The sequence below is a fragment of the Plebeiibacterium sediminum genome, from assembly GCF_026013605.1.
Lineage (GTDB): Bacteria > Bacteroidota > Bacteroidia > Bacteroidales > Marinilabiliaceae > Saccharicrinis > Saccharicrinis sediminus.
In genome coordinates this window covers 1-21152 of the sequence record NZ_JAPDPJ010000081.1, presented here as the reverse complement: position 1 = coordinate 21152, position 21152 = coordinate 1, and the positions used below count along the sequence as shown (strand labels likewise).

Here is a 21152-nt window from a genome sequence, read left to right as displayed (position 1 = left end):
AAGCTGTAAATCAAAGACCAGATACATCATTGTCTTAGGACAGGATTAACAAGATTAACAGGATTGTAGAGAAAAGCGTCTCGCTTTGTTGTTTATATAATGGCTTCATAATGCTGCCTCGCGTTTCCTCACGCGTGGATAACATATTCTACAAGTATTAAATTTCATCCTGTCAATTCTGTAAATCCTGTCTAATAAAAGCGAGCTGTAAATCATTGACATGTATATCTGTTAATTCTGTCTGTTATATTAAACCAGGATATTACCCGTCAATTAAATAAAAAATTGCATTAGATTTGATTTAATTTCAAAATTGAAAGATATTGCGATTAATCTATTGACAGGAAATATGAAGAACACACATATAATTATAGTATCGTTTATACTATTTCTTATTACTTCAATTACTTACGGACAAGCAGATAGTCTGGTACAAAAAAATGATTCCATTAACATTGCGGTATTAAAAGAATACCAGGAAAAGCTTTTGGAAGTTGAAAAGCAGCGTTTGGTTGATTCCATAAAAAAGTCAGAGCTGGAATCGCAGTTGATAAAGCTAAAAACCACCGATAACATACAAAAAGAAGATTTAATCAATCAGCTTAAAACCATTGAGGAAAACGAACAGAAGCGCATTACAGACAAAAAAGACCAAATTAATTCCTTGCGAAATACAGCAAAAGGGTATCCTGTAATTGGAGTTTTAGAAGATACGCTCTTTGTGGTTTATTCAAAAATAGGCGCTTCAACACCGGCTGAAAGAGCCTTAAATATCTCTCGTAAAATAGAAAAACTGTATGAGGATGACTTTCTCAACCCAGATTCAATTTCTGTAACAAAATCAGAGAATACCTTTGATATTGTTTATGGCGAAATCATTTTAATGAGTGTGTCTGAGAATGATGGAATTTGGTATGGTAAAAGCACATCAGTATTAGCCGAGGACTTTAAAGAAACCATTAAAGCATCCATAATCAAGGCCAAAGAAGAAAACAGTTTGCTTAAAATTTTGGGCCGTATCGGAATGGTTCTCTTAGTCATTGTTATTGCCCGTTTTATTATCTGGTTAATTGGCAAGGGCTATTCAATCCTATTAAAATATATTGATGTTAAGAAAGATATATGGCTCAGAGATTTATCATTTAAGGATTATACTTTTATAAAAGCCGATCAGGAACTACAAGTACTTTTGCTTTTTGTGCGTGCAGTTAAATGGTTTATATATATTTTATTGCTTTATATTACCTTACCTATTATCTTTAGTATATTTCCTTTTTCAAGAGACTGGGCTGATACTTTGTTTCATTTAATCTGGTCTCCTTTTAAAAGTATATTATTTGCAGTGTGGGATTATCTGCCTAACCTGTTCGCTATTTTGGTTATTTACTTTGTAATGAAGTATGTAATTAAGTTTGTAAAGTATATTTTCCGTGAAATAGAAACTGAGAAATTAGTTATTTCAGGTTTTCATGCCGATTGGGCCATGCCCACTTATAGTATCATTCGTTTTTTGCTGTATGCATTTATGTTTGTGCTAATCTTTCCAAAATTACCGGGATCAGACTCTACAATTTTTAAGGGGGTTTCTGTATTTATCGGTATATTATTTTCATTAGGATCATCATCTGCCATAGCTAACATGGTGGCTGGTATTGTGATTACTTACATGCGTCCTTTTCAAATAGGAGATCGTATTAAAATCGGTGAAGCTACAGGTGATATTATAGAAAAAACATTATTAGTAACTCGCATAAAAACCATTAAAAACGAGATTATAACCATTCCTAATTCATCGGTTTTAACCGGAAATACCATTAATTACAGTATTGGCGCTAAAGACACAGGATTAATTATCCATACTTCAGTTACCATTGGTTACGATGTGCCATGGAAAGATATGCACCAGGCATTAATTGATGCAGCTTTGCGTACAGATATGGTTATGAAAGAGCCGTTGCCTTTTGTTTTACAAACCAGTCTGGATGATTTTTATGTGAGCTATCAGGTGAATGCTTACGTTAGAGAGGCCAGTAAGCAGGCTGTGATTTATAGTCTTTTGCATCAGAATATTCAGGATGTTTGTAACGAGAGAGGAATTGAAATACTATCGCCACATTACAGAGCAGCCAGAGATGGTAACAAAACTACTATTCCAGAGGATTATTTACCTGAAGATTATAAAACACCTGGATTTAATGTTCATGTAAACGCCGCGGAGAATGGTCCGTCAGGCATCAATACAAACTCAAAAGAGTAAGGTTATCAGACAAAATGATAAAGTTGAATTAAGATGATTTCCATATTAAGAACCAATTCTGAGCATAAAGATTTTATTGAACTTGTTAGTCATTTAGATGCTGATTTGGCCAGAAGGGATGGTGAGGATCATGCCTTTTTTGCCCAATACAATAAAGTCGATATGATAAAACATGTTGTAGTGGCTTTTGAAAATGAGATACCCGTTTCGTGTGGAGCCATTAAACAGTTTGATAATACTACCATGGAAATAAAAAGGATGTACACACTTCCGGATTACAGGGGGAAAGGAATTGCTTCAAAGGTGCTATCAGAGCTGGAAAAATGGACTTTAGAGTTGGGCTACCAAAAATGTATTTTAGAAACTGGTATTAAGCAGCCGGAAGCCATCAGACTTTATGAGAAAAATAATTATCAGCTGATTCCTAATTATGAACCCTATGTTAATGTGGAAACCAGCCGTTGTTTTATGAAGAATGTATGACCACTAATTAGATAAAAAAAAGTTTGATAAAGCCAGGCCTTATCAAACTTATACACTTTTGTTTTATGATTAAAATCGGGTGACGTCGCCACCACCACTTTCGTTAATATCTTTTAATTTAGGCGAGCCTGTGTAATGAACGTCTCCACCGCCACTGGCATTGGCCTTTAATTCTTCGGAAACATTTACTTCAATATCTGCTCCTCCGGATGCAACCACATCAGCAAATTTGGCCATTAGTTTTTTTGCATCAATATCTGAGCCACCAGAACAATTGGCATCTAAAGTATTGGTACTTCCCTTAACAGAAATATCTGCACCTCCGCTGCAAATTAATTTTAACGATTGTGTTTCAGAAGTTAAGTACACATCAGCACCTCCAGAAGAAATAACGATCATATCAACTTCTTTAATTGTTCCGTTACTCTTCACATCAGCACCACCTGAAGCATCTATTTTATTATAGGTAGGGGCTGTAACATATACTTTTTTGGTGTCCTTGGCACTCCATCTAAAATTACCTTTTACATAGATGTGAAGGGTTTCTCCTTTTACTTCGGTAATAATACGGTGTAGTGAATTTTTATTGGCTTCCACTTCAACTTTAGTAGGTTCTCCTTGTATAAGGAAAGCGTCAATTCCGGAGCTTACTGAAACAGAAGTAAATGATTTTGTTTCTCTTACTTCCTTATTCTGTGCAAAGATGGAAGTGGCTGTTACTACAGCAATACAAAGGGTTAATAATCTAATTCTCATATGTTTAATTTTAAATTTTCCTGAACTCTCAAACAAATTCAATCATGGTTGAAAAAGAACATCCTGAATAGAATTGAAATGATCGTTTCATCATAGTTATTATTAATGAATTATATATATCGATCTTAATTGCAAGTGTGTGACGCTTTACTATGATGAGAAGTTACAATATATGCGGATTAATATCAAATTGAGGAGCTAACAAACAATGAAATAGTTGAATAAGTGGTTAAAAGATTGTTTTTGTAAAATAAAAAAGGTGCAATCAGACTATTAAATCATCATTGCACCCCTTTAAATAAATATAAATCAAGTAAGTTTATTTCACTTCCCAGGTTTCGCCTGAATTAACCATATCTTCAAAGCTCGAAATTTTGGTGCTGTTCTGCACTTCTTCAACCTGTTTTTTCACTTCCTGTTCATAAGTGCGCCTTTCTACAGATCTAATCACTCCAAGAGCAACTGGCAATTCCGGATATTCCATTGCAATCAGCTTCATGTGAATGTTAGGAAATTCAGCATAGGCATCATGAACCAAAATGTCTTCTAATGTATAGCCATCTTGTCCAATAGTCACTGCTTTTAATTTCATGTCTTCACCTAACACAAGACCTTTATCATTATTGGCTCCAAAAATCATTTTTTCACCATGACGTAAAAGAATGGTTCTGTCAGCCTTGTATTTTTTATCAGTAATAGCTTCGTGTGTTTTGTCGTTATAAATCACACAGTTCTGAAGTACTTCTATTACAGATGTTCCTTTATGTTTGGCAGCTTCAGTCATAATTTCAACCGAAAGCTTCAGCTCTTTATCAATTGTTCTGGCAAAGAACTGACCACCTGCACCAATGGCAAGCAATCCAGGACGGAAAGGATCTTCCACAGTTCCAAATGGCGACGATTTAGAAATAAATCCTCTTTTAGATGTTGGTGAATATTGTCCTTTGGTTAAACCATAAATCTGGTTGTTAAAAAGGATCACATTCATATCAATATTACGGCGTATTAAATGGATAAAATGGTTTCCTCCAATAGCCAAAGCATCACCATCACCGGTAATTTGCCAAACATGTAAGTTTGGATTAGCCACCTTAACACCTGAAGCTATAGCAGCTCCACGACCATGAATCGTATGGAAACCATAGGTATTCATATAGTAAGGGAATCGTGAAGAACATCCAATTCCTGATATAACAGCAATGTTATGAGGTTCAACTTTTAATTCGGCCATAGCTTTTTGAACCGAATTTAAGATAGCATGGTCACCACATCCGGGGCACCATCTAACATTTAAATTACTTTTATAATCGGTATATTTTAATTCGCAATTTTCACTCATTATTTACTCCTCCAATAAATTTTTAAACTTCTCTTTTAACTCAACAATAGTAAATGGTAATCCTTGTACTTTGTTAAATTGTTGATATGGTATATCAGGGAAATTCATGCGTAAATAATTAGCAAACTGTCCCATGTTTAATTCACATACAATCACCTTCTTGTACTTTTTAAGAACCTCGTATGTGTTTTTTGGAAGAGGGTTGATGTAGTTAAAATGAGCAAGTGCCACATTAACACCTTCGTGAATTAACTCATCAACAGCAGTAAATAAATGACCAAAAGTTCCGCCCCAGCCAACTACTAATAAGTCGCTGTCTTCGCATCCCAGAATGTCTTGTTCAGGAATATAGTCTTCAATATTTTTGATTTTTTGAGCTCGGGTATTAACCATTTTCTGGTGGTTTAAACCGTCGTATGAAACACCACCGGTTAATTCATCCTTTTCTAATCCACCAATCTGGTGCATTAATTTTGGAGTTCCCGGTTTAGCCCAGCATCTTACTAAAGTGTCAGATCTTCGCTTGTAAGGCAACCATTCATCGTGATCTGTAGTAACCCTTTTAGGCTTAATTTCAGGATAGTCTTTTAAATCCGGAATCTTCCATGGTTGTGTACCATTCGCTAAAAATCCATCTGTTAACAGAATAACCGGAGTCATGTGTTCAACGGCAATTTTAGCAGCATAAAAAGCGTATTCAAAGCAATTAATAGGAGATGAGGCAGCCACAACAACGCAAGGACTTTCACCATTACGTCCGTATAGAGCCTGCATTAAATCACTTTGCTCTGTTTTAGTAGGTAAACCTGTAGATGGCCCACCACGCTGAACATTTACAATAACTAAAGGTAGTTCCGCAATAATTGCTAAACCAATGGCTTCTCCTTTTAATGCCAATCCAGGTCCTGAAGTTGAAGTTACCGCTAAGTCACCGGCAAAACTGGCTCCAATGGCAGTACAAATACCAGCAATCTCATCTTCTGCCTGAAACACTTTTACACCCAAATCTTTTCGTGCAGAAAGTTCCTGAAGAATTTCAGTAGCCGGAGTAATAGGGTAGGAGCCTAAAAATAATTCAAGTCCTGCTTTTTGAGCGGCAGCAATCAAACCCCATGCAACAGCCGTATTACCATTTAAATTACGGTATCGTCCTTTTTCAATGGATGCCGGGTTAATATGGTATGAAGGTGTTACAGCCTGAATAATAACACCGTAGTTATAACCTTCTTTTAGTACTTTTAAATTGGCTTCAACAACAAGGGGTTTTTTTGCAAATTTTTTGCGGATATATTCTTCTGTATGTTCCAAAGGACGGTCGAATAACCAGTAAACCAATCCTAAAGCATACATGTTTTTACTACGTAGTATACTTTTATTATCAAGGCCCATATCCTTTAAACTCTCTTTTGTAAGTGTAGTAATAGGAGCTTTGATAATGTTAAAGTCGCCAAGTCTGTCTTCAACAATAGGATCGTCAGTTTTGTAACCTGCTTTTTCAAGGTTTCTTTCATCAAAACTGTCCACATCCATAATTATTGTACCACCAGCCTTAACCCAACGGGAGTTGGCCTTTAATGCGGCCGGATTCATCGCAACCAATACGTCTGCATAATCACCTGGTGTATATACTTCTGTGTGTCCGATATGAACCTGGAAACCTGAAACTCCACCAATTGTTCCTTGAGGAGCTCTAATTTCTGCCGGATAATCAGGAAATGTTGAAATATCGTTTCCAAAAATAGCTGAGGTTTTAGAAAACAATGTACCAGTTAGCTGCATTCCATCACCGGAGTCGCCTGAGAATCGAACTACCACTTCATTGCGTTCGATTACTTTTGAACTTCTGCCCATAATAATTTTGTGTCTTTTTAAATATCTGGATTTTTCATATCACTTTTAAGTTAATATAAAAAGACAAGACTCACTGCATTTCGTATAAAAAAGCAATAGATCTTGTTTCTGTTTATTGGATAACCTTAAAGTAAAATGTGTCGTTAAATATTAAAGTAAAGGTAATGCAGGAATAACTTACAAATGCTTGACTAAAATCAGTTTTTAGTATTGAATATCAATATTTTAATAAAAAACATTTTTAAGCAAAATTTAATCCAAAGTTCGTTATGTTAAGATTATTAGCATGATAAGAATAATTCAGTTTTCTTATTAAAAATATTTACAAATAGTAAAATGCGAATAAAATTGAACAATCGCTGTGAATCGATGCTTTATAGCTATGTAATAGAGCACACAAAATAGCTTTAAAAAGCTTATTTTTGCGTGAAAATAAAATAATTAGTTATGGCTTTAATTAAAGAAGTAAGAGGGTTTACTCCTAAAATAGGCGAAAATGTTTTTTTAGCTGAAAATGCTACAATAGTTGGAGATGTGGAAATTGGAAACGATTGTAGTGTTTGGTTTAATGCGGTTTTAAGAGGGGATGTAAATACAATTAAAATAGGGAATAAAGTAAATATTCAGGATGGTTCTGTATTACACACGCTTTATCAAAAATCGACCCTAGAGATAGGGGATAATGTATCAATCGGGCATAATGTAACCATACATGGCGCTAAAATTGAAAATGATGTTCTTGTAGGTATGGGAGCAACTATTTTAGATAATGCAGTGATTGGAAGTAATTCTATTATTGCAGCAAACTCATTGGTGTTAAGTAATACAGTTGTTGAACCAAATAGTGTTTACGCCGGAGTTCCTGCTAAAAAGGTTAAGGATATTGAACCTGAGCAAACAAAAGAAATGATTGAAAAGATTGCCAACAATTATTTGATGTATTCAAGTTGGTATAAATAATTTTTATTTACCTCAGGTTAGTAAAAAAGAAAAAGCCCGGTGATTAGCCGGGCTTTCTTGTATTATCTTCTTTAGTAATTGAAATTATTTCATGCTTCTTTTATCTCCGGCATGACTAATTACACTACCATTTAAAATTCCGTTGTATCGTGCGGTATCATCTAAAATTTCAATAGCTTGTTTTAATTCTTTATCATCCTGAAGGCTATATTTAATAGCTCCTTTTTGATAATAATATCTTTTAATGATCTCAGCACCCAATAGCTCTGAAATTTCTTTTCTAAATATGTTAAGGTCTTTCTTAACATCCAGTTTTAGCATTTCTTCCAGCTGGTCAAACTCAGTTTTCGACTTTTCATAATAGTCTTCTTTTTGTGCGATGTCTTTTAATTTTTTTAGTGCATCCTGAGTTGCAGATTCATATTTAAAATCTTCTTTAGCCAATACGTAATCGGTAAATTCCTTGAAGATTTCATCTGTAATTTTGAATTCTGTTGGAGCCGGAATTTCACTGTTTTTCACATAAAAATCAGTAGCAAAATTGAAGAATGTATTTTGAGCAACTAAAGCAAATGAGATATTTCCAAATTTTTCTATATCAACTTTAACATCAGGCGAAACACCTCCACCGTCAAATACAGAACGACCATCAAAAGTCTTGAATTCTCTGATTAGTGAATCAGGAACCAAACCAACACTTCCATCTTCGTTTCTATGAGAGTAATCCACTGCCTGAATACATCTTCCACTTGGAATGTAGTATTTAGCTGTAGTAACTTTTAATTTGCTACTGTAGGATAGATTGCGGGTTGTTTGTACTAATCCTTTTCCAAATGAACGTTGTCCTATTAATACGCCACGGTCCATATCCTGAATACTACCTGCAACAATTTCTGATGCTGATGCAGAACCCCTGCTAATTAAAACAGCCAGAGGAATTACGGTATCTACAGGTTCTGATGTAGCTCTGTAAACCTTGTCCCATTGTTTAATTTTACCTCGGGTTGAAACCACTTCAACTCCCTTTTTAACAAACAGGTTAACAATTTTAACGGCATCATCCAATAAACCTCCGGGATTACCTCTTAGGTCAAGAATGATGCTTTCTGCACCCTGATTTTCTTTAAGGTCAACCAATGCCTTCTCAACTTCTTTGGAGCAATCCTGAGTAAAACTATTCAGGATGATGATGCCTGTTTTATCATTTACCATACCATAATAAGGTACTGGGTTGATGGCAATCTTTTCTCTGATCAGCTCAATTGTTAAAGGCTTACTTGTTCCTGGACGTTCCACCTTAAGTTTTAATGGTGTATTTGGAGCACCTTTTAGCATCTCGCTAACTTCAGAACTTGATTTACCAACAGCATTTACTCCGTTAACTTCAAGTAACTTATCTCCGGCTTTTAAACCAGCTTTTTGAGCAGGGAAACCTTCGTATGGTTCTGCAATTACAATGTAATCGCCATTTTTGGAAATTAAGGAACCCATACCTCCGTATTCACCGGTAGTCATGAATTTAAAATCCTCCATATCATCTTCCGGAATATAGGTAGTATATGGATCTAAAGATTCAAGCATGTTGTCAATACCTGTTTTAATTAACTTTTCCGGATTGGTTTCGTCAACGTAGTAGGTATTTAATTCTCTGAATAGTGTATAAAAGATATCGAGGTTTTTAACGATGCTGAAATTTCTCTCGTCATCATTAACAAAACCAGCCAATCCAACCGAAAGTACTAAAACAACCAGTACACTACTGATCCATTTTAGCCGGCTGTGTTTTTTGAATATTTTCATGTGTTTATCTTTTCTTTTAATTGCCACATGGAACTCGCCGAAAAAACAATCATTTTCATGTTTGAGAAAAAATTTCTCATGGCTCGTTTCATGTGTTTAAATTTTCTTTTAATTGTCAGATAAAACGCTTCAATAAATTTGATCATTCTCCTGTTTGTAAATTTGTACGATCAAACCTATCTAGTCGTTGAGTTCTGTTTACTTTTTATGTAATCCACATTCTTTAGTGTCAGGATTTTCCCAGAACCATCTTCCAGCTCTGATGTCTTCACCTGGCAATATTGCTCTTGTACAAGGTTGGCAACCAATACTTGGATATCCTTTGTCGTGAAGAGGATTGTATGGAATACCTTTTTCTTTAATATAATCCCAAACTTGTTTCTCCGTCCATTTTGCCAATGGATTAATTTTTACCAGATTATTATTCTCATCCCATTCTACGACCTGAATGTCAGTTCTTGTAACTGATTGTTCAGCTCTTAACCCACATATCCATACATCTAAACCTTCAAAAGCTCTTTTTAATGGCTCAAGTTTTCTGTTGTAGCAGCATTCCTTACGGTTTTCAATACTATCATAAAACAGGTTGATGCCTTTAGCCTGAACCATTTTTTGAACTGGTTCTGATTTAGGGAAGAAAACCTCAATCTTGGTTTTATACTTTTTACAAGTACGGTCTATTAACTCATAAGTTTCAGAAAATAGTCTACCTGTATCTAAGGTGAAAATTCGGGCGTCTTTATTAATGGATGTTACCATTTGAGTCAGAACCTGGTCTTCAGCACCAAGACTTGATGATAAAGCAATTTTATCCTGATATCTATCCAGAAAATAAGTTAATAATTCTATTGGATCAGCATCAGTATACTTCTGGTTCAGCTCTAAAATTTCTTCTTTTGTCATTTATCGTATAATGCTTAAAAAGCGGCTATTCTTGTACTACAACAAAAATAGCCGCAATTAGTTTTTTATGTTTCTATTATTTTATTTGCCAAAACAAACACCCATGTTGACTGCTTTTTCAACAAGGTGGTTACCTGGTTCAATTAATCTTGTTTTTCCACCAACTTCTTCCAAAGGAACAGATGTAATTTCACCTCCCTTTATAGACACCATGGTACCAAATTTCTTTTCATGTATTAAACTGGCAGCATAGGCTCCATATCGAGTAGCCAATATTCTGTCTGCTGGTGAAGGGCTTCCTCCACGTTGAATATAACCCAGAATTGTTTCTCTTGTTTCCAGGCCTGTTCTATCCATAATTTCTTTACTGATGTATCTGGCAGCATTCTTTTTACCAGGAGTTCCAATACCTTCACCAACAACAACTATTGAATAAGGTTTTCCTTTTTCGGCTCTGGTAAGTAGTGTTTGTGCTACAACATCCATATCATACTCCATTTCAGGTAAAAGAATTACATCACCACCTGCAGCTAAACCTGAATGTAATGCAATCCATCCTGCATTATGTCCCATAACTTCAATTACCATAACCCGTTTGTGAGAGTTGGCTGTAGTATGAAGACGGTCGATAGCATCGGTAGCAATATTTACTGCGGAATCAAATCCAAAAGTAACATCGGTTCCCCAAACATCATTATCAATAGTCTTTGGAATCCCCACAACATTTAATCCTTCCTTTGAAAGAAGATTTGCTGTTTTTTGAGTACCATTACCACCAATACAAACTAAAGCATCCAGTCCTAGCAGTTCGTAATTTTCTATAATTACCTGGGGTTTATCTTCAACAGTATCTCCTTCCTGAGGTTTAAAAGGTTTCATTCTTGAGGTTCCAAGAATTGTACCTCCTAAAGTTAAGATACCTGATAACTTGTCTTCAGTAAGAGGTTCGTAATCTCTGTCAATTAATCCACTAAATCCATTAGAGATACCAATTACTTCCATTCCATATTGAACAATAGCAGTTTTTCCTACCCCTCGAATTGCAGCATTGATACCTGGACAGTCACCACCTGCGGATAGAATTCCTATTTTTGTTTTTTTATCAGTCATGATTATTGTGATTTAATTGAATGCGTAAATTTAATTTAAAAATATATTTAAAGAAAGAAATCATCTACTGATGAAAGAATAACATGGGTATATCAATGTTAAAAAGCATTGTTTTTGTAATGCTGGGGTGCAGTAACTTCGATATTACATTTCTTTTCTTTCTTGTAATTGCCAATAAATCGATATCTGTGTTTTTAATATATTCGGTAGCTGCCTGAAGCACATCATCGCCATAAATAAATTCAGCTTCCATCTTTTGGTTCCGATAGGTTGTAGCACAGTATTCCAAATATTCGTTGAGTAAGTTTACATCTGCCTTTTCTTTTCCTTCCGGATGATACTGAACATTATGAATGACTGTGTTAAAAGACATGGTTAAACGAACTAACTTGTGTAGTGAGGTATATTCTCCCTTACAAAAGTCTGTTAAAAATAATATGTTGTTTAATTTATTCAGATTCAGATCGTAGTCGGTAGGAACTGCAAGTACCGGAAAGTTTACGTTTCTGATGATATCCAATGTAACGCTTCCTAAGAGTTCTTTAATGGTTTCACCTTTGCTTTTGGTTCCCATTACAATTAAATCAGGACTATAATCTGTGCAAAATAAAGGAATAGCATCCTCGGGATAACCTTCTATTACCTTAGTTTTTATGGTGATATTTGGATTGTTAAAATCTTTTATGGTCTGGTCTTTAATGTTTTCTAATTCATTGTAGGTATCCTCAATAGTTGATAATCTTTTATGATTGTCGTCGGTCTCTTCATTTTCATCAAAATAAGGAGTAAAAACATGAAGTAAGGTAATCTCTCCCTGAAATTTCTCCGCAAGCAGAGAGCTATAGTTTATGGCATTCAAGGTATAAGGTTCAAAATTTATGGGAATTAAAAATCGAATATACATGTTGCATCTCCTTTTGATGAATAATAGATATTTTTAACCCTTTGTGAGTTTCAATTTTGAATGAACTAAATTGAAAACCTGTAGTTGTAATGTTTATAAATTTAAATAAAATATGAGCCATAGTAAACTAATTGGTACATTTAGTTTAAAGAAAGGTGTTTTAATTTAAGTTATGATAGAAAATAGTCAGACTGTTAATGTCGTATGGTTACGCAGAGATATTCGATTAGAGGATAATAAAGCCATTGAGATGGCCTCAAAGGATGGTAATCCGATTTTGCTAGTTTACATCTTTGATGATGGGTTAGTTAAAAACAAATCTATATATGATCCGGGATTAAATTTTGTTTATCAGCAACTGAAAAAGCTTAATGAAACATTGGGTAAACAAGGTAGTTCTGTACTTATTACAGCAGGTAATCCGGTTACTGTATTTAAGGGAATACTACAGAAATTCAATGTTAAAGCCATATTTGCAAATAAAGAATATGAGCCATATACAATAAGCAGAGATCGAAAGGTTGATGAACTTTGTACAAATAACCATGTGAGATTTGAGTTGTTTAAAGATCATGTTATTTTTGAACCCAATGAGGTTTTAAAAGTAGATGGTACTCCTTATCAGGTATTCACTTCCTACAAAAACAAATGGCTCCAACAGTTGGATTTAACACAATTGGAGGCTGGTTCTGCAGCAAGTAATTTTTATCAATTTAAAGCTGAGATGCCTTCATTGGATGATTTAGGAATTACAGCATGTGATTTTGAGGTGAAAGATTTCACACTTGATCATATTAATGAATTCGGTTCAACCAGAGATTTTCCTGGTATGGATACCGGGAGTTTTTTAGGTCCTCATTTAAGACACGGAACGATTAGTATTCGGAAGATAGTACTCTCGGTTATAAATACTGATCCGGTTTTTCTAAGTGCCCTAATCTGGCGAGAATTTTTTATTCAGATTTTGTATCATTTCCCGTATGTAATTGATGGCAGTTTTAAAAAGAAATATGATTTTATTAAGTGGGAAAATGATGAGGCTAAGTTTAAGAAATGGCAGGAAGGGAAAACAGGGTACCCGATGGTTGATGCAGGAATGAGGGAGCTAAATGCTACTGGATATATGCATAACAGAGTAAGAATGGTAGCTGCTAGTTTTTTATGTAAGCACCTGTTAATTGACTGGAGGTGGGGTGAAGCTTATTTTGCTTCAAAATTATGCGATTATGAGTTTGCTGCAAATAACGGAAACTGGCAATGGGTTGCCGGATCAGGCTGTGATGCAGCTCCTTATTTTAGAGTCTTTAATCCTATGACTCAGCATAAAAAGTTTGATTCAAAGTCGGAGTATGTTATTAAATGGGTGCCTGAATATGGAACATTGGCTTATGGACAGCCAATTATCGATCATGATTTTGCCAGGAAAAGAGTTTTAGAGGCTTATAAGAACGCTGTAAAATAAAAAAAGCCACATCTTAATCGGATGTGGCTTTTGTATATCTTTAAGTATGCTTAGATGATTAACATTGCATCACCATAAGGTCCAAATCTGTACTTTTCTTTAACAGCTACTTTATAAGCATGTATTAAATGATCATAACCTGCAAAAGCAGCTGTCATCATCATTAAAGTAGATAATGGTAAGTGGAAGTTTGAAATCATACAATTAGCAACGCTAAAGTCATAAGGAGGGAAGATAAACTTGTTAGTCCATCCTTCAAATGGTTTAACGTGTCCAAATGTAGAAACAGAACTTTCAATAGTTCTCATTACTGTTGTTCCTACTGCACAAATTCTTTTCTTAGCATCTTTACCTGCATTAATAATATCACAAGCTTCGTCTGTAATAAAGATCTGCTCTGAATCCATTTTATGCTTGGTTAAATCTTCCACGTCAACAGTACGGAAGTTACCTAAACCTACATGAAGTGTAATTTCAGCAAAGTCAACACCAATTATTTCAAGGCGTTTCATTAATTCACGACTAAAGTGCATACCTGCAGTAGGAGCAGCTACAGCACCTTCGTGCTTTGCATAAATAGTTTGATATCTATCTCTGTCTTCAGGTTCTACCTTACGGTTAATTGTTTTAGGAAGAGGAGTTTCACCTAGTGCAAATAAAGCATCTTTAAACTCATCGTATGGTCCATCATGTAAGAAACGTAGTGTACGTCCTCTTGATGTAGTATTGTCAATTACTTCAGCAACCATTTCATCATCATCGCCAAAGTAAAGTTTGTTACCAATTCTTATTTTTCTTGCCGGATCAACTAAAACATCCCAAAGTTTTTGTTCGCGATTTAATTCACGTAATAAAAATACTTCAATCTCAGCTCCGGTTTTTTCTTTGTTTCCATAAAGTCTAGCAGGAAAAACTTTTGTGTTATTGAATATCATCACGTCTTTTTCGTCAAAATACTCAATAAGATCTTTAAAAAGTTTGTGTTCAATGGCTCCTGTCTTTTTGTCAATAACCATCATTCTTGATTCATCACGGTTTTGAGTTGGGTGTAGGGCAATTAGTTCCTCAGGTAAGTTGTACTTAAACTTTGATAACTTCATATGGAAATCCGTTTATAATTAATTCAGATTATATTTTATTTCAAATCATATCAAAACACCTATAAAGTGATTGATATCAAATACTTTTTGCAAATGTAAAGCAAAAAACGCACAAAGCAACCTTATACGGGGCAATTTAGTAAAGGTTACATTTTATTTTAATATTTTTTCAAGAGCCTCCAGAGGCATGGCATCAGAGTTGAGATACTTCCCGATACGAGTTCTTTTTAAAGCAATTAGATGAGCTCCGCTATTAAGTGCTTTACCAATATCTCTGGCTAAACCTCTAATATAGGTTCCTTTACTGCAAACAATACGTAAAGTAAGTTCGGTAGATTCAAAATTAAGTACCTCAATTTCTTTAATAATAAGTTTTTTGGGTTTTAATTCCGGATCTTTACCATCGCGTGCGTATTCATATGCACGCTTTCCTTGTACTTTAACAGCTGAAAATGCTGGTGGAATTTGATCCAGTTCCCCAATAAAGTCTTTTAGCGTTTGGTCAATTAATTCTCGGGTAATATGTTCAGTCGGGAATTTCTCGTCTATTTCTGTTTCCAAATCAAAAGATGGGGTAGTAGCTCCCAGCTTTAAAGTGGTAACATATTCTTTTTCTTCAGCCTGATAGCTGTCGATTGTTTTAGTTGCTTTACCGGTGCAAACAATCAGTAAGCCTGTGGCCAATGGATCTAAAGTTCCGGCATGTCCAACCTTCAATTTTTTTACGCCAAGAGCAGTACAGATTTGCTTTCTTACTTTGCTCACTAAATTAAATGAGGTCCATTCATATGGTTTGTCAAATAATAACACCTCTCCCTCTTTAAAATTATATCCTTCAATAATTTTATCTTCCATCTATTATAGTCCCCAAATTATTGCAATTGCACCTACAATGGCGCAGTACAACGCAAAATATATTAATTTACCTTTTTTTACCAGATTAATCATTGCTTTACAGGCAAGTAAGCCTGAAATAAATGCACTTATAAAACCAATTGTCAATGGAATAGCTCCAATACTACTTGTTGCTGTTACATCATCTTTAAGTACACTTAAAACATTCTCACCTAAGATTGGGATTAGCACCATTAAAAAAGAAAAACGTGCTACAGCTTCTCGTTTGTTACCTAACAATAATCCGGTAGCAATGGTTGATCCGGATCTTGAGATTCCAGGTAATACTGCAATAGTTTGAGCAATACCTATGATAAAAGCATCTTTAAAAGAAATGTCTTTTTCTTTGGCTTTAGCATAAAAAGTAAATGCTAGTAGGGCTGCTGTAATCAGTAACATAATTCCTACGAGCAATAAAATTTTATCGGTATTAAAAAGTTCTTCAACGTAATCTTTAAAGAAAACACCTACAATACCAATCGGTATCATACTAACCGCAATTTTAAATAGGTATTGCGTTTCTTCGTTCCACGAAAAGTTGAAAAACCCTGTGATTAAATTGGCTAAATCTTTTCTGAAAATAAATATGGTACTAAGTACAGTTGCACCATGAACAACAACAGTAAAGGTAAGGTTATCAGGGGCTTCAACCCCTAAAGTCTGCTTGCCAATTTCTAAGTGCCCGCTACTGCTTACGGGCAAAAACTCCGTTAATCCCTGAATAATTCCAAGGATTAAAGCTTCAAACCAAGTCATAAAATATTGTGGAAATTAAATTATAAGTAAAACTATTGCTTTGGTTTTTTCATGATAGCATAGATCTCGAAAATGAAACCTAATAAAACAACCATTGGTGCCAGTGTAGTTCTTTGAAAACCATAGATGTCCTCGTTAAATACATTAGGATCATCACTTCCTCCACCAATCATTAAAATAAAACCTAAAATAACTACAGCAAATCCTATTGCCATTAGCATATAGTTTTGTTTTGAAAGTGCAAATTCAAATTTCTTTTCTTGTTTATTGCTCGACATAATTAATTATTAAAAATATAATTGATCGGTTTTTAATCTTAGATATTTGTTAACAGCAAAAAAGGTAGATACAAAAGAAAGTAACATACCAATCACGATTACTATTACAAATAAAATACCAATAAGTTCGATGTTGTCAAATCCTATAAAACCACCTAATTCTCTATGCAGTATGTAAACTCCTCCGGCCAGTAATCCATTGGCTAAAACAGCACCAATAAAGCCGTGTAACAAACTTGTGCTGATAAATGGCTGTCGTATAAATCCTTTGGTGGCACCAACCAGTTGCATTGTGTTTATTAAAAAGCGTTTTGAGTAAACGGATAAACGGATAGTGTTGTTAATTAAAGCAATGGCTATTAATAGTAAGAGGGCACTGAATCCCAATAAAACAAAACTGATTTTATTAACATTATCATTAACCTTCTGAATCAAATTCTTCTGATAAAAAACTTCCTTAACCTGAGGAAATGAAACGAATACTTCTTCAACCTTTTTAATACTATCCGGATTTGCAAATTCGGCAAACAGCTTTACTTCAATTGAAGAGAGTAATGGGTTGTAACCAAGAAAATCAACAAAGTCTTCACCTAATTGCTTCTTTAATTCCTCTGCAGCTCTTTCTTTATCAATATATTCAGTGGATTTTACGTATGAAGATGCGTCCAGATATTTTTGAAGTCTTCTTACTTCTGCATCTCTAACGTTATCTTTTAAAACAATATTAAAACCAATGTTTTCTTTTACATAATTTGAAAGTCGTTGTGCATTTAGCATCAGGTAACCAACAGCTCCCAGTAAAAATAATACTAACGCTATGCTTATTACAGTAGTTAGGTATGAATTTCGAAGTTGTCTTCTTGTTTGCTGGCTATCTTTTTTTCCCATAATACTCAACTGATGCGCTGATTAAACGATAAATCCCATTTTTTCACAGGTGCGTAATCGGCGTAAAGATAGTAAAAAGTATTTTCAGTCGATAAATAAATTAAAATACAAGTATTTGATATAAGGTTTTGTAAGTTTGCACTCATTAATAAATCCGAGAATAGTTATGAATAATAATATTGTTTTAAGAAGTCTGCGTTTTACTTTTGATTTTAACGATGATACCATGATTAAAATTTTTTCGTTGGGAAATGAAAAGGTAACCAGGGCACAGGTGAGTGATTGGCTAAAAAAGGATACAGACGAGGAATTTAAAACAATCATTGATTCATACTTGTCTGCCTTTTTAAATGGATTAATTGTTTTAAAAAGAGGAAAGCAGGAGGGAAAGGAAATTAAAAACGAAAAGAAACTAAACAATAACCAGGTTTTACGTAAGTTAAAAATTGCACTCTCATTAAAAGATGAAGATATGCTTGAAATATTGGATTTGGTTGACATGAAAGTCAGCAAGCATGAGTTAAGTGCCTTTTTCCGTAAGCCGGATCAAAATCAGTTTAGGATGTGTAAAGATCAAATATTACGTAAATTCTTATTTGGTATTCAAAAGAAATACCGAAAAGATATTGAGTGATAGTTGTTAAAGAAAATTAAAAATGTAACAATAGAAGGCACTTTACAGTTAAATACATCACTACAGCAGAGATGTTTAATTTATATGTGCAGGTTGATTATGATTTTAGCGGGGTTAAATGCTGGAATGGTTTTAGGACAGCAAAAAATAGAACGGGAATTTAAGCCATTAACACAAAAGGAAGTTAAGTTGATTGAGGAACAAATGGGAGAGAACAAAAATGTTTTACCCGAATTTGAGAAATCAATTTATCATGCTCTTGCGTATTTTCCTGAATTGAAAAATACTCATATTAAATTTAAATATGAGAATATTAAAACTACATTAAACGCACGTCCAACAATATTTTCGTTGCTTTTTAAGAAAAAAGAAAACAGAAGATATGTAGTGAGAATCAATAGTGCAAAAAAAGACAGTAGCATTGAATTGTCTTCAGTTTCTTACAATGCTCAAATAGGCGTTTTAGCGCATGAATTTTCTCACTTTATTGATTATTCTGAAAAAGGAATTTGGGGAATCTTTAAACGACTGGTTAGTTATACCAATAAAAGAAGTAAAGCTAAGTTTGAGAAAGAAATTGATCAAATGACCATTGATAGGGGATTAGGCTGGCAGTTGCACGATTGGGCTCATACGGTATTGTATGATTCTAATGCTTGTCACAAGTACAAAAAGTTAAAAAGAGAAATCTATCTGACACCTAGCAAGATTCAGGATTATTTAGCTTCTCTTAATCCAGAATTACAACCTGAATATTTATTTCAGAAATTGTAGTTTTCAAAATTTGCTTTCTCAAGTAACACAAAAAAATCCCCTGATTTATGATAATCAGGGGAATATAATATTCCATATTAGGGGTTCTTCTTAGTTTAAGAAAATACTTACAGATTCAACTTGGGCTTGATATTGTAAGTCTACCATTTCCATAAACTGATTTAGTTTTTCTGCTCTTCTTATTTCATTGCCTAACTCGTCGTAAGCACAGGCTTGCCAAAAAATAATGGAAGCTTCTTCAGGTTGATACTTTGTAGCTTCATCTAAATAATAAAGAGCAGAGTGTAATTTACGAGTAGCTTTTTTGTTTGCCTTTTCAGCCGATAATCTTATTGAATTTTTTACGTTTTTGGCAGTTTCAACTTTATTGATGGCAGCCATAATATTCTCTTGAGCTAATTCTTCCAATGAAGTAGTGGATGGATTTACAAAATGAACGTAAATTTCCTTTTCCATTTCAACAGGTGTTCCGTTTACTCGTCCGGCTTGCCAAAGACCTGATGTGCTTTTTAAACAGTTTAAAACAGCATTGTCGTTGGTTGCATCAACGGAGTTTTTAACAGTGAAGTTTGATAAGGTTCCATCTGGGTTTATGGTAAATAACACTGTAACAACACCTTCTTCAGAGTAATTCTGGCTTTGTAAATTGTTTTTTAAATAATAGCAAATAGGAGAGGAGGTCATTTCTTCATCAGAATCCATGATTTGTTGACCAACAAATTTAGGAGGTTCAACAGTAGTTTCTTCTAATTTTGTAACTTGAGCAAAAGTTAATCCTGCCACTAGTAATAATCCTGTTAATAAACCTAGCTTTTCCATAACGTATTCATTTTTTAGTAAAACATCAATTTTATTTCAAATTGCATTTACACAAACAAGCCTTTTGTTTTGTATGACTACGTTTAAATTAATGACGACAGTATTTATGCTGAGGTAGAAAATTAAAGACAGTATAAAATTACAATATGATTTTAATTTTGTCCATATACGATACTGAACAATAGGTGTTTATGTGCTGTGTGTCAGGCAAAAGATGTGTACGGTTTTAAAATTACATTAACATACTTTAACACAATAGATTGTTTATTGCACAAAATCTTTTGAAAATGTATAGGCAATTAACTCAGCAGTGTTGCCTAATTTCGATTTTGATAGCATCTTTCTTCTGTGAGTATCCACCGTATGCTTGCTAATACTCAGGTCATCTGCAATTTCATGACTACTTTTTCCATTGCTAAGTAGATCTAAAATCTCCAGCTCTCTTTTGGTAAATAAATCTAAAGCTTTATGATTAGCTGATGAAGAAGTGGATTGATTGATAAAAAAGTGGGGTGTTAAGTCTGTAATATCAGTAAATATAAAAAGTAGTATTAATTCCTTGCTGTATCTATTGAAATTATAGATACAGGTTTGTTGTAGTAATTTAATGTATTCTCCGGTTTCTTTTCTAATGTAAAAATCAATTAGAGACAGGCATTTTAATGGTTTCAGGTTATGATAGTTTTGCTTTAAGTTGTAGAATGTTTTACAATATGATTTAATTACTTTTTCCTGATCTTTCAGATGGATCTTTTTTAAGAAATCTTTTAAGTGCATGTTTGTGTCTTCAACTCCAATAATAGATGAGATATTTTGAGAAAAGGAAATGTAATTAAGATGAGGTGCTTTTATAAAACAATAAAACTGATTACTGAAACAAAGTGGATTATTGCAATTATTTAGGTTGTAATCAGGTGTATTGAGTAATTTTGAATAATCAATGTCAGACCAGATTTGATTAAGATAATTAATCAGCTCGCTGTAATTTTTTATAGAGAAGTTCATACGGTAAAAGAATTAGTAGGTGAATAAAAAATTATCCATATCTGATGTTGTTTATCTCCTGACCTTTACTTTTAAAATCGGGAATTTTATTGGTCTCAAAAGTAGTTAAAACTATGCACTTTAGTGCATCTTGCTTTAGCTTCTAAAAATCTTAACTTTGATCATATGGTTCAAAGAAT

20 protein-coding genes are annotated in these 21152 nt (G+C 34.0%); 6 read left to right on the top strand and 14 right to left on the bottom strand.

Annotated elements, in window-relative coordinates; genetic code table 11:
* The first annotated feature begins 349 nt into the window (after positions 1–349).
* Both OM075_RS21670 and OM075_RS21665 read left to right on the top strand, forming a co-directional pair.
* On the top strand, positions 350–2257 hold the full coding sequence (locus OM075_RS21670) for a DUF8459 domain-containing protein (protein ID WP_301192649.1): 1908 nt from the start codon (positions 350–352) through the stop codon (positions 2255–2257).
* A 33-nt stretch (positions 2258–2290) separates the two neighbouring features.
* A complete protein-coding gene (locus OM075_RS21665) occupies positions 2291–2740 on the top strand; it encodes a GNAT family N-acetyltransferase (RefSeq protein ID WP_301192648.1) in 450 nt (149 codons plus the stop codon).
* 69 nt (positions 2741–2809) lie between these two features.
* On the opposite strand, the gene OM075_RS21660 is transcribed toward OM075_RS21665, so the two are convergent.
* The 3 genes from OM075_RS21660 to OM075_RS21650 all read right to left on the bottom strand — a co-directional run bounded on the left by OM075_RS21660 (position 2810) and on the right by OM075_RS21650 (position 6686).
* On the bottom strand, positions 2810–3496 hold the full coding sequence (locus OM075_RS21660; protein ID WP_301192647.1) for a head GIN domain-containing protein: 687 nt from the start codon (positions 3494–3496) through the stop codon (positions 2810–2812).
* Between the two features lie 319 nt (positions 3497–3815).
* Positions 3816–4835 carry a 2-oxoacid:ferredoxin oxidoreductase subunit beta gene (locus tag OM075_RS21655; RefSeq protein ID WP_301192646.1) on the bottom strand — a complete coding sequence of 340 codons (1020 nt, stop codon included), beginning with the start codon at positions 4833–4835 and terminating at the stop codon, positions 3816–3818.
* A gap of 3 nt (positions 4836–4838) precedes the next feature.
* Positions 4839–6686 carry a 2-oxoacid:acceptor oxidoreductase subunit alpha gene (locus OM075_RS21650; RefSeq protein WP_301192645.1) on the bottom strand — a complete coding sequence of 616 codons (1848 nt, stop codon included), beginning with the start codon at positions 6684–6686 and terminating at the stop codon, positions 4839–4841.
* 447 nt (positions 6687–7133) lie between these two features.
* Here OM075_RS21650 and OM075_RS21645 point away from each other — a divergent pair, with 447 nt between their 5' ends.
* A complete protein-coding gene (locus tag OM075_RS21645) occupies positions 7134–7646 on the top strand; it encodes a gamma carbonic anhydrase family protein (RefSeq protein WP_301192644.1) in 513 nt (170 codons plus the stop codon).
* Between the two features lie 84 nt (positions 7647–7730).
* On the opposite strand, the gene OM075_RS21640 is transcribed toward OM075_RS21645, so the two are convergent.
* The 4 genes from OM075_RS21640 to OM075_RS21625 form a co-directional block, all read right to left on the bottom strand.
* Complete coding sequence (locus OM075_RS21640) at positions 7731–9446, bottom strand: S41 family peptidase (protein ID WP_301192643.1); 1716 nt, start codon at positions 9444–9446, stop codon at positions 7731–7733.
* A gap of 198 nt (positions 9447–9644) precedes the next feature.
* On the bottom strand, positions 9645–10349 hold the full coding sequence (locus OM075_RS21635; RefSeq protein ID WP_301192642.1) for a phosphoadenylyl-sulfate reductase: 705 nt from the start codon (positions 10347–10349) through the stop codon (positions 9645–9647).
* A gap of 81 nt (positions 10350–10430) precedes the next feature.
* Entirely contained in the window at positions 10431–11459 is a 1029-nt protein-coding gene (locus tag OM075_RS21630) for a 6-phosphofructokinase (protein WP_301192641.1), read from the bottom strand.
* A 64-nt stretch (positions 11460–11523) separates the two neighbouring features.
* Positions 11524–12363 carry a universal stress protein gene (locus OM075_RS21625; RefSeq protein WP_301192640.1) on the bottom strand — a complete coding sequence of 280 codons (840 nt, stop codon included), beginning with the start codon at positions 12361–12363 and terminating at the stop codon, positions 11524–11526.
* Positions 12364–12535: 172 nt separating this feature from the next.
* Between OM075_RS21625 and OM075_RS21620 the strand changes: the two genes are divergently transcribed.
* Positions 12536–13825, top strand: a complete 1290-nt coding sequence (locus OM075_RS21620; protein WP_301192639.1) for a cryptochrome/photolyase family protein — start codon at positions 12536–12538, stop codon at positions 13823–13825.
* Positions 13826–13875: 50 nt separating this feature from the next.
* Here OM075_RS21620 and queA read toward each other — a convergent pair whose 3' ends face one another.
* The 5 genes from queA to OM075_RS21595 all read right to left on the bottom strand — a co-directional run bounded on the left by queA (position 13876) and on the right by OM075_RS21595 (position 17741).
* A complete protein-coding gene (gene queA, locus OM075_RS21615; RefSeq protein ID WP_301192638.1) occupies positions 13876–14925 on the bottom strand; it encodes a tRNA preQ1(34) S-adenosylmethionine ribosyltransferase-isomerase QueA in 1050 nt (349 codons plus the stop codon).
* 153 nt (positions 14926–15078) lie between these two features.
* Entirely contained in the window at positions 15079–15780 is a 702-nt protein-coding gene (gene truB, locus OM075_RS21610; protein WP_301192637.1) for a tRNA pseudouridine(55) synthase TruB, read from the bottom strand.
* 3 nt (positions 15781–15783) lie between these two features.
* Positions 15784–16575: an undecaprenyl-diphosphate phosphatase gene (locus OM075_RS21605; RefSeq protein ID WP_301192636.1), complete on the bottom strand. Its 792-nt coding sequence runs from the start codon at positions 16573–16575 to the stop codon at positions 15784–15786.
* Between the two features lie 32 nt (positions 16576–16607).
* A complete protein-coding gene (locus OM075_RS21600; RefSeq protein WP_301192635.1) occupies positions 16608–16853 on the bottom strand; it encodes a DUF3098 domain-containing protein in 246 nt (81 codons plus the stop codon).
* A 9-nt stretch (positions 16854–16862) separates the two neighbouring features.
* On the bottom strand, positions 16863–17741 hold the full coding sequence (locus OM075_RS21595; protein WP_301192634.1) for a cell division protein FtsX: 879 nt from the start codon (positions 17739–17741) through the stop codon (positions 16863–16865).
* Positions 17742–17907: 166 nt separating this feature from the next.
* Here OM075_RS21595 and OM075_RS21590 point away from each other — a divergent pair, with 166 nt between their 5' ends.
* Both OM075_RS21590 and OM075_RS21585 read left to right on the top strand, forming a co-directional pair.
* Complete coding sequence (locus OM075_RS21590; protein ID WP_301192633.1) at positions 17908–18375, top strand: YehS family protein; 468 nt, start codon at positions 17908–17910, stop codon at positions 18373–18375.
* A 99-nt stretch (positions 18376–18474) separates the two neighbouring features.
* On the top strand, positions 18475–19149 hold the full coding sequence (locus tag OM075_RS21585; RefSeq protein WP_301192632.1) for a hypothetical protein: 675 nt from the start codon (positions 18475–18477) through the stop codon (positions 19147–19149).
* A gap of 90 nt (positions 19150–19239) precedes the next feature.
* Here OM075_RS21585 and OM075_RS21580 read toward each other — a convergent pair whose 3' ends face one another.
* Positions 19240–19968, bottom strand: a complete 729-nt coding sequence (locus OM075_RS21580) for an energy transducer TonB (protein WP_301192631.1) — start codon at positions 19966–19968, stop codon at positions 19240–19242.
* Positions 19969–20232: 264 nt separating this feature from the next.
* Entirely contained in the window at positions 20233–20973 is a 741-nt protein-coding gene (locus OM075_RS21575; protein ID WP_301192630.1) for a helix-turn-helix domain-containing protein, read from the bottom strand.
* Positions 20974–21152 lie beyond the last annotated feature (179 nt).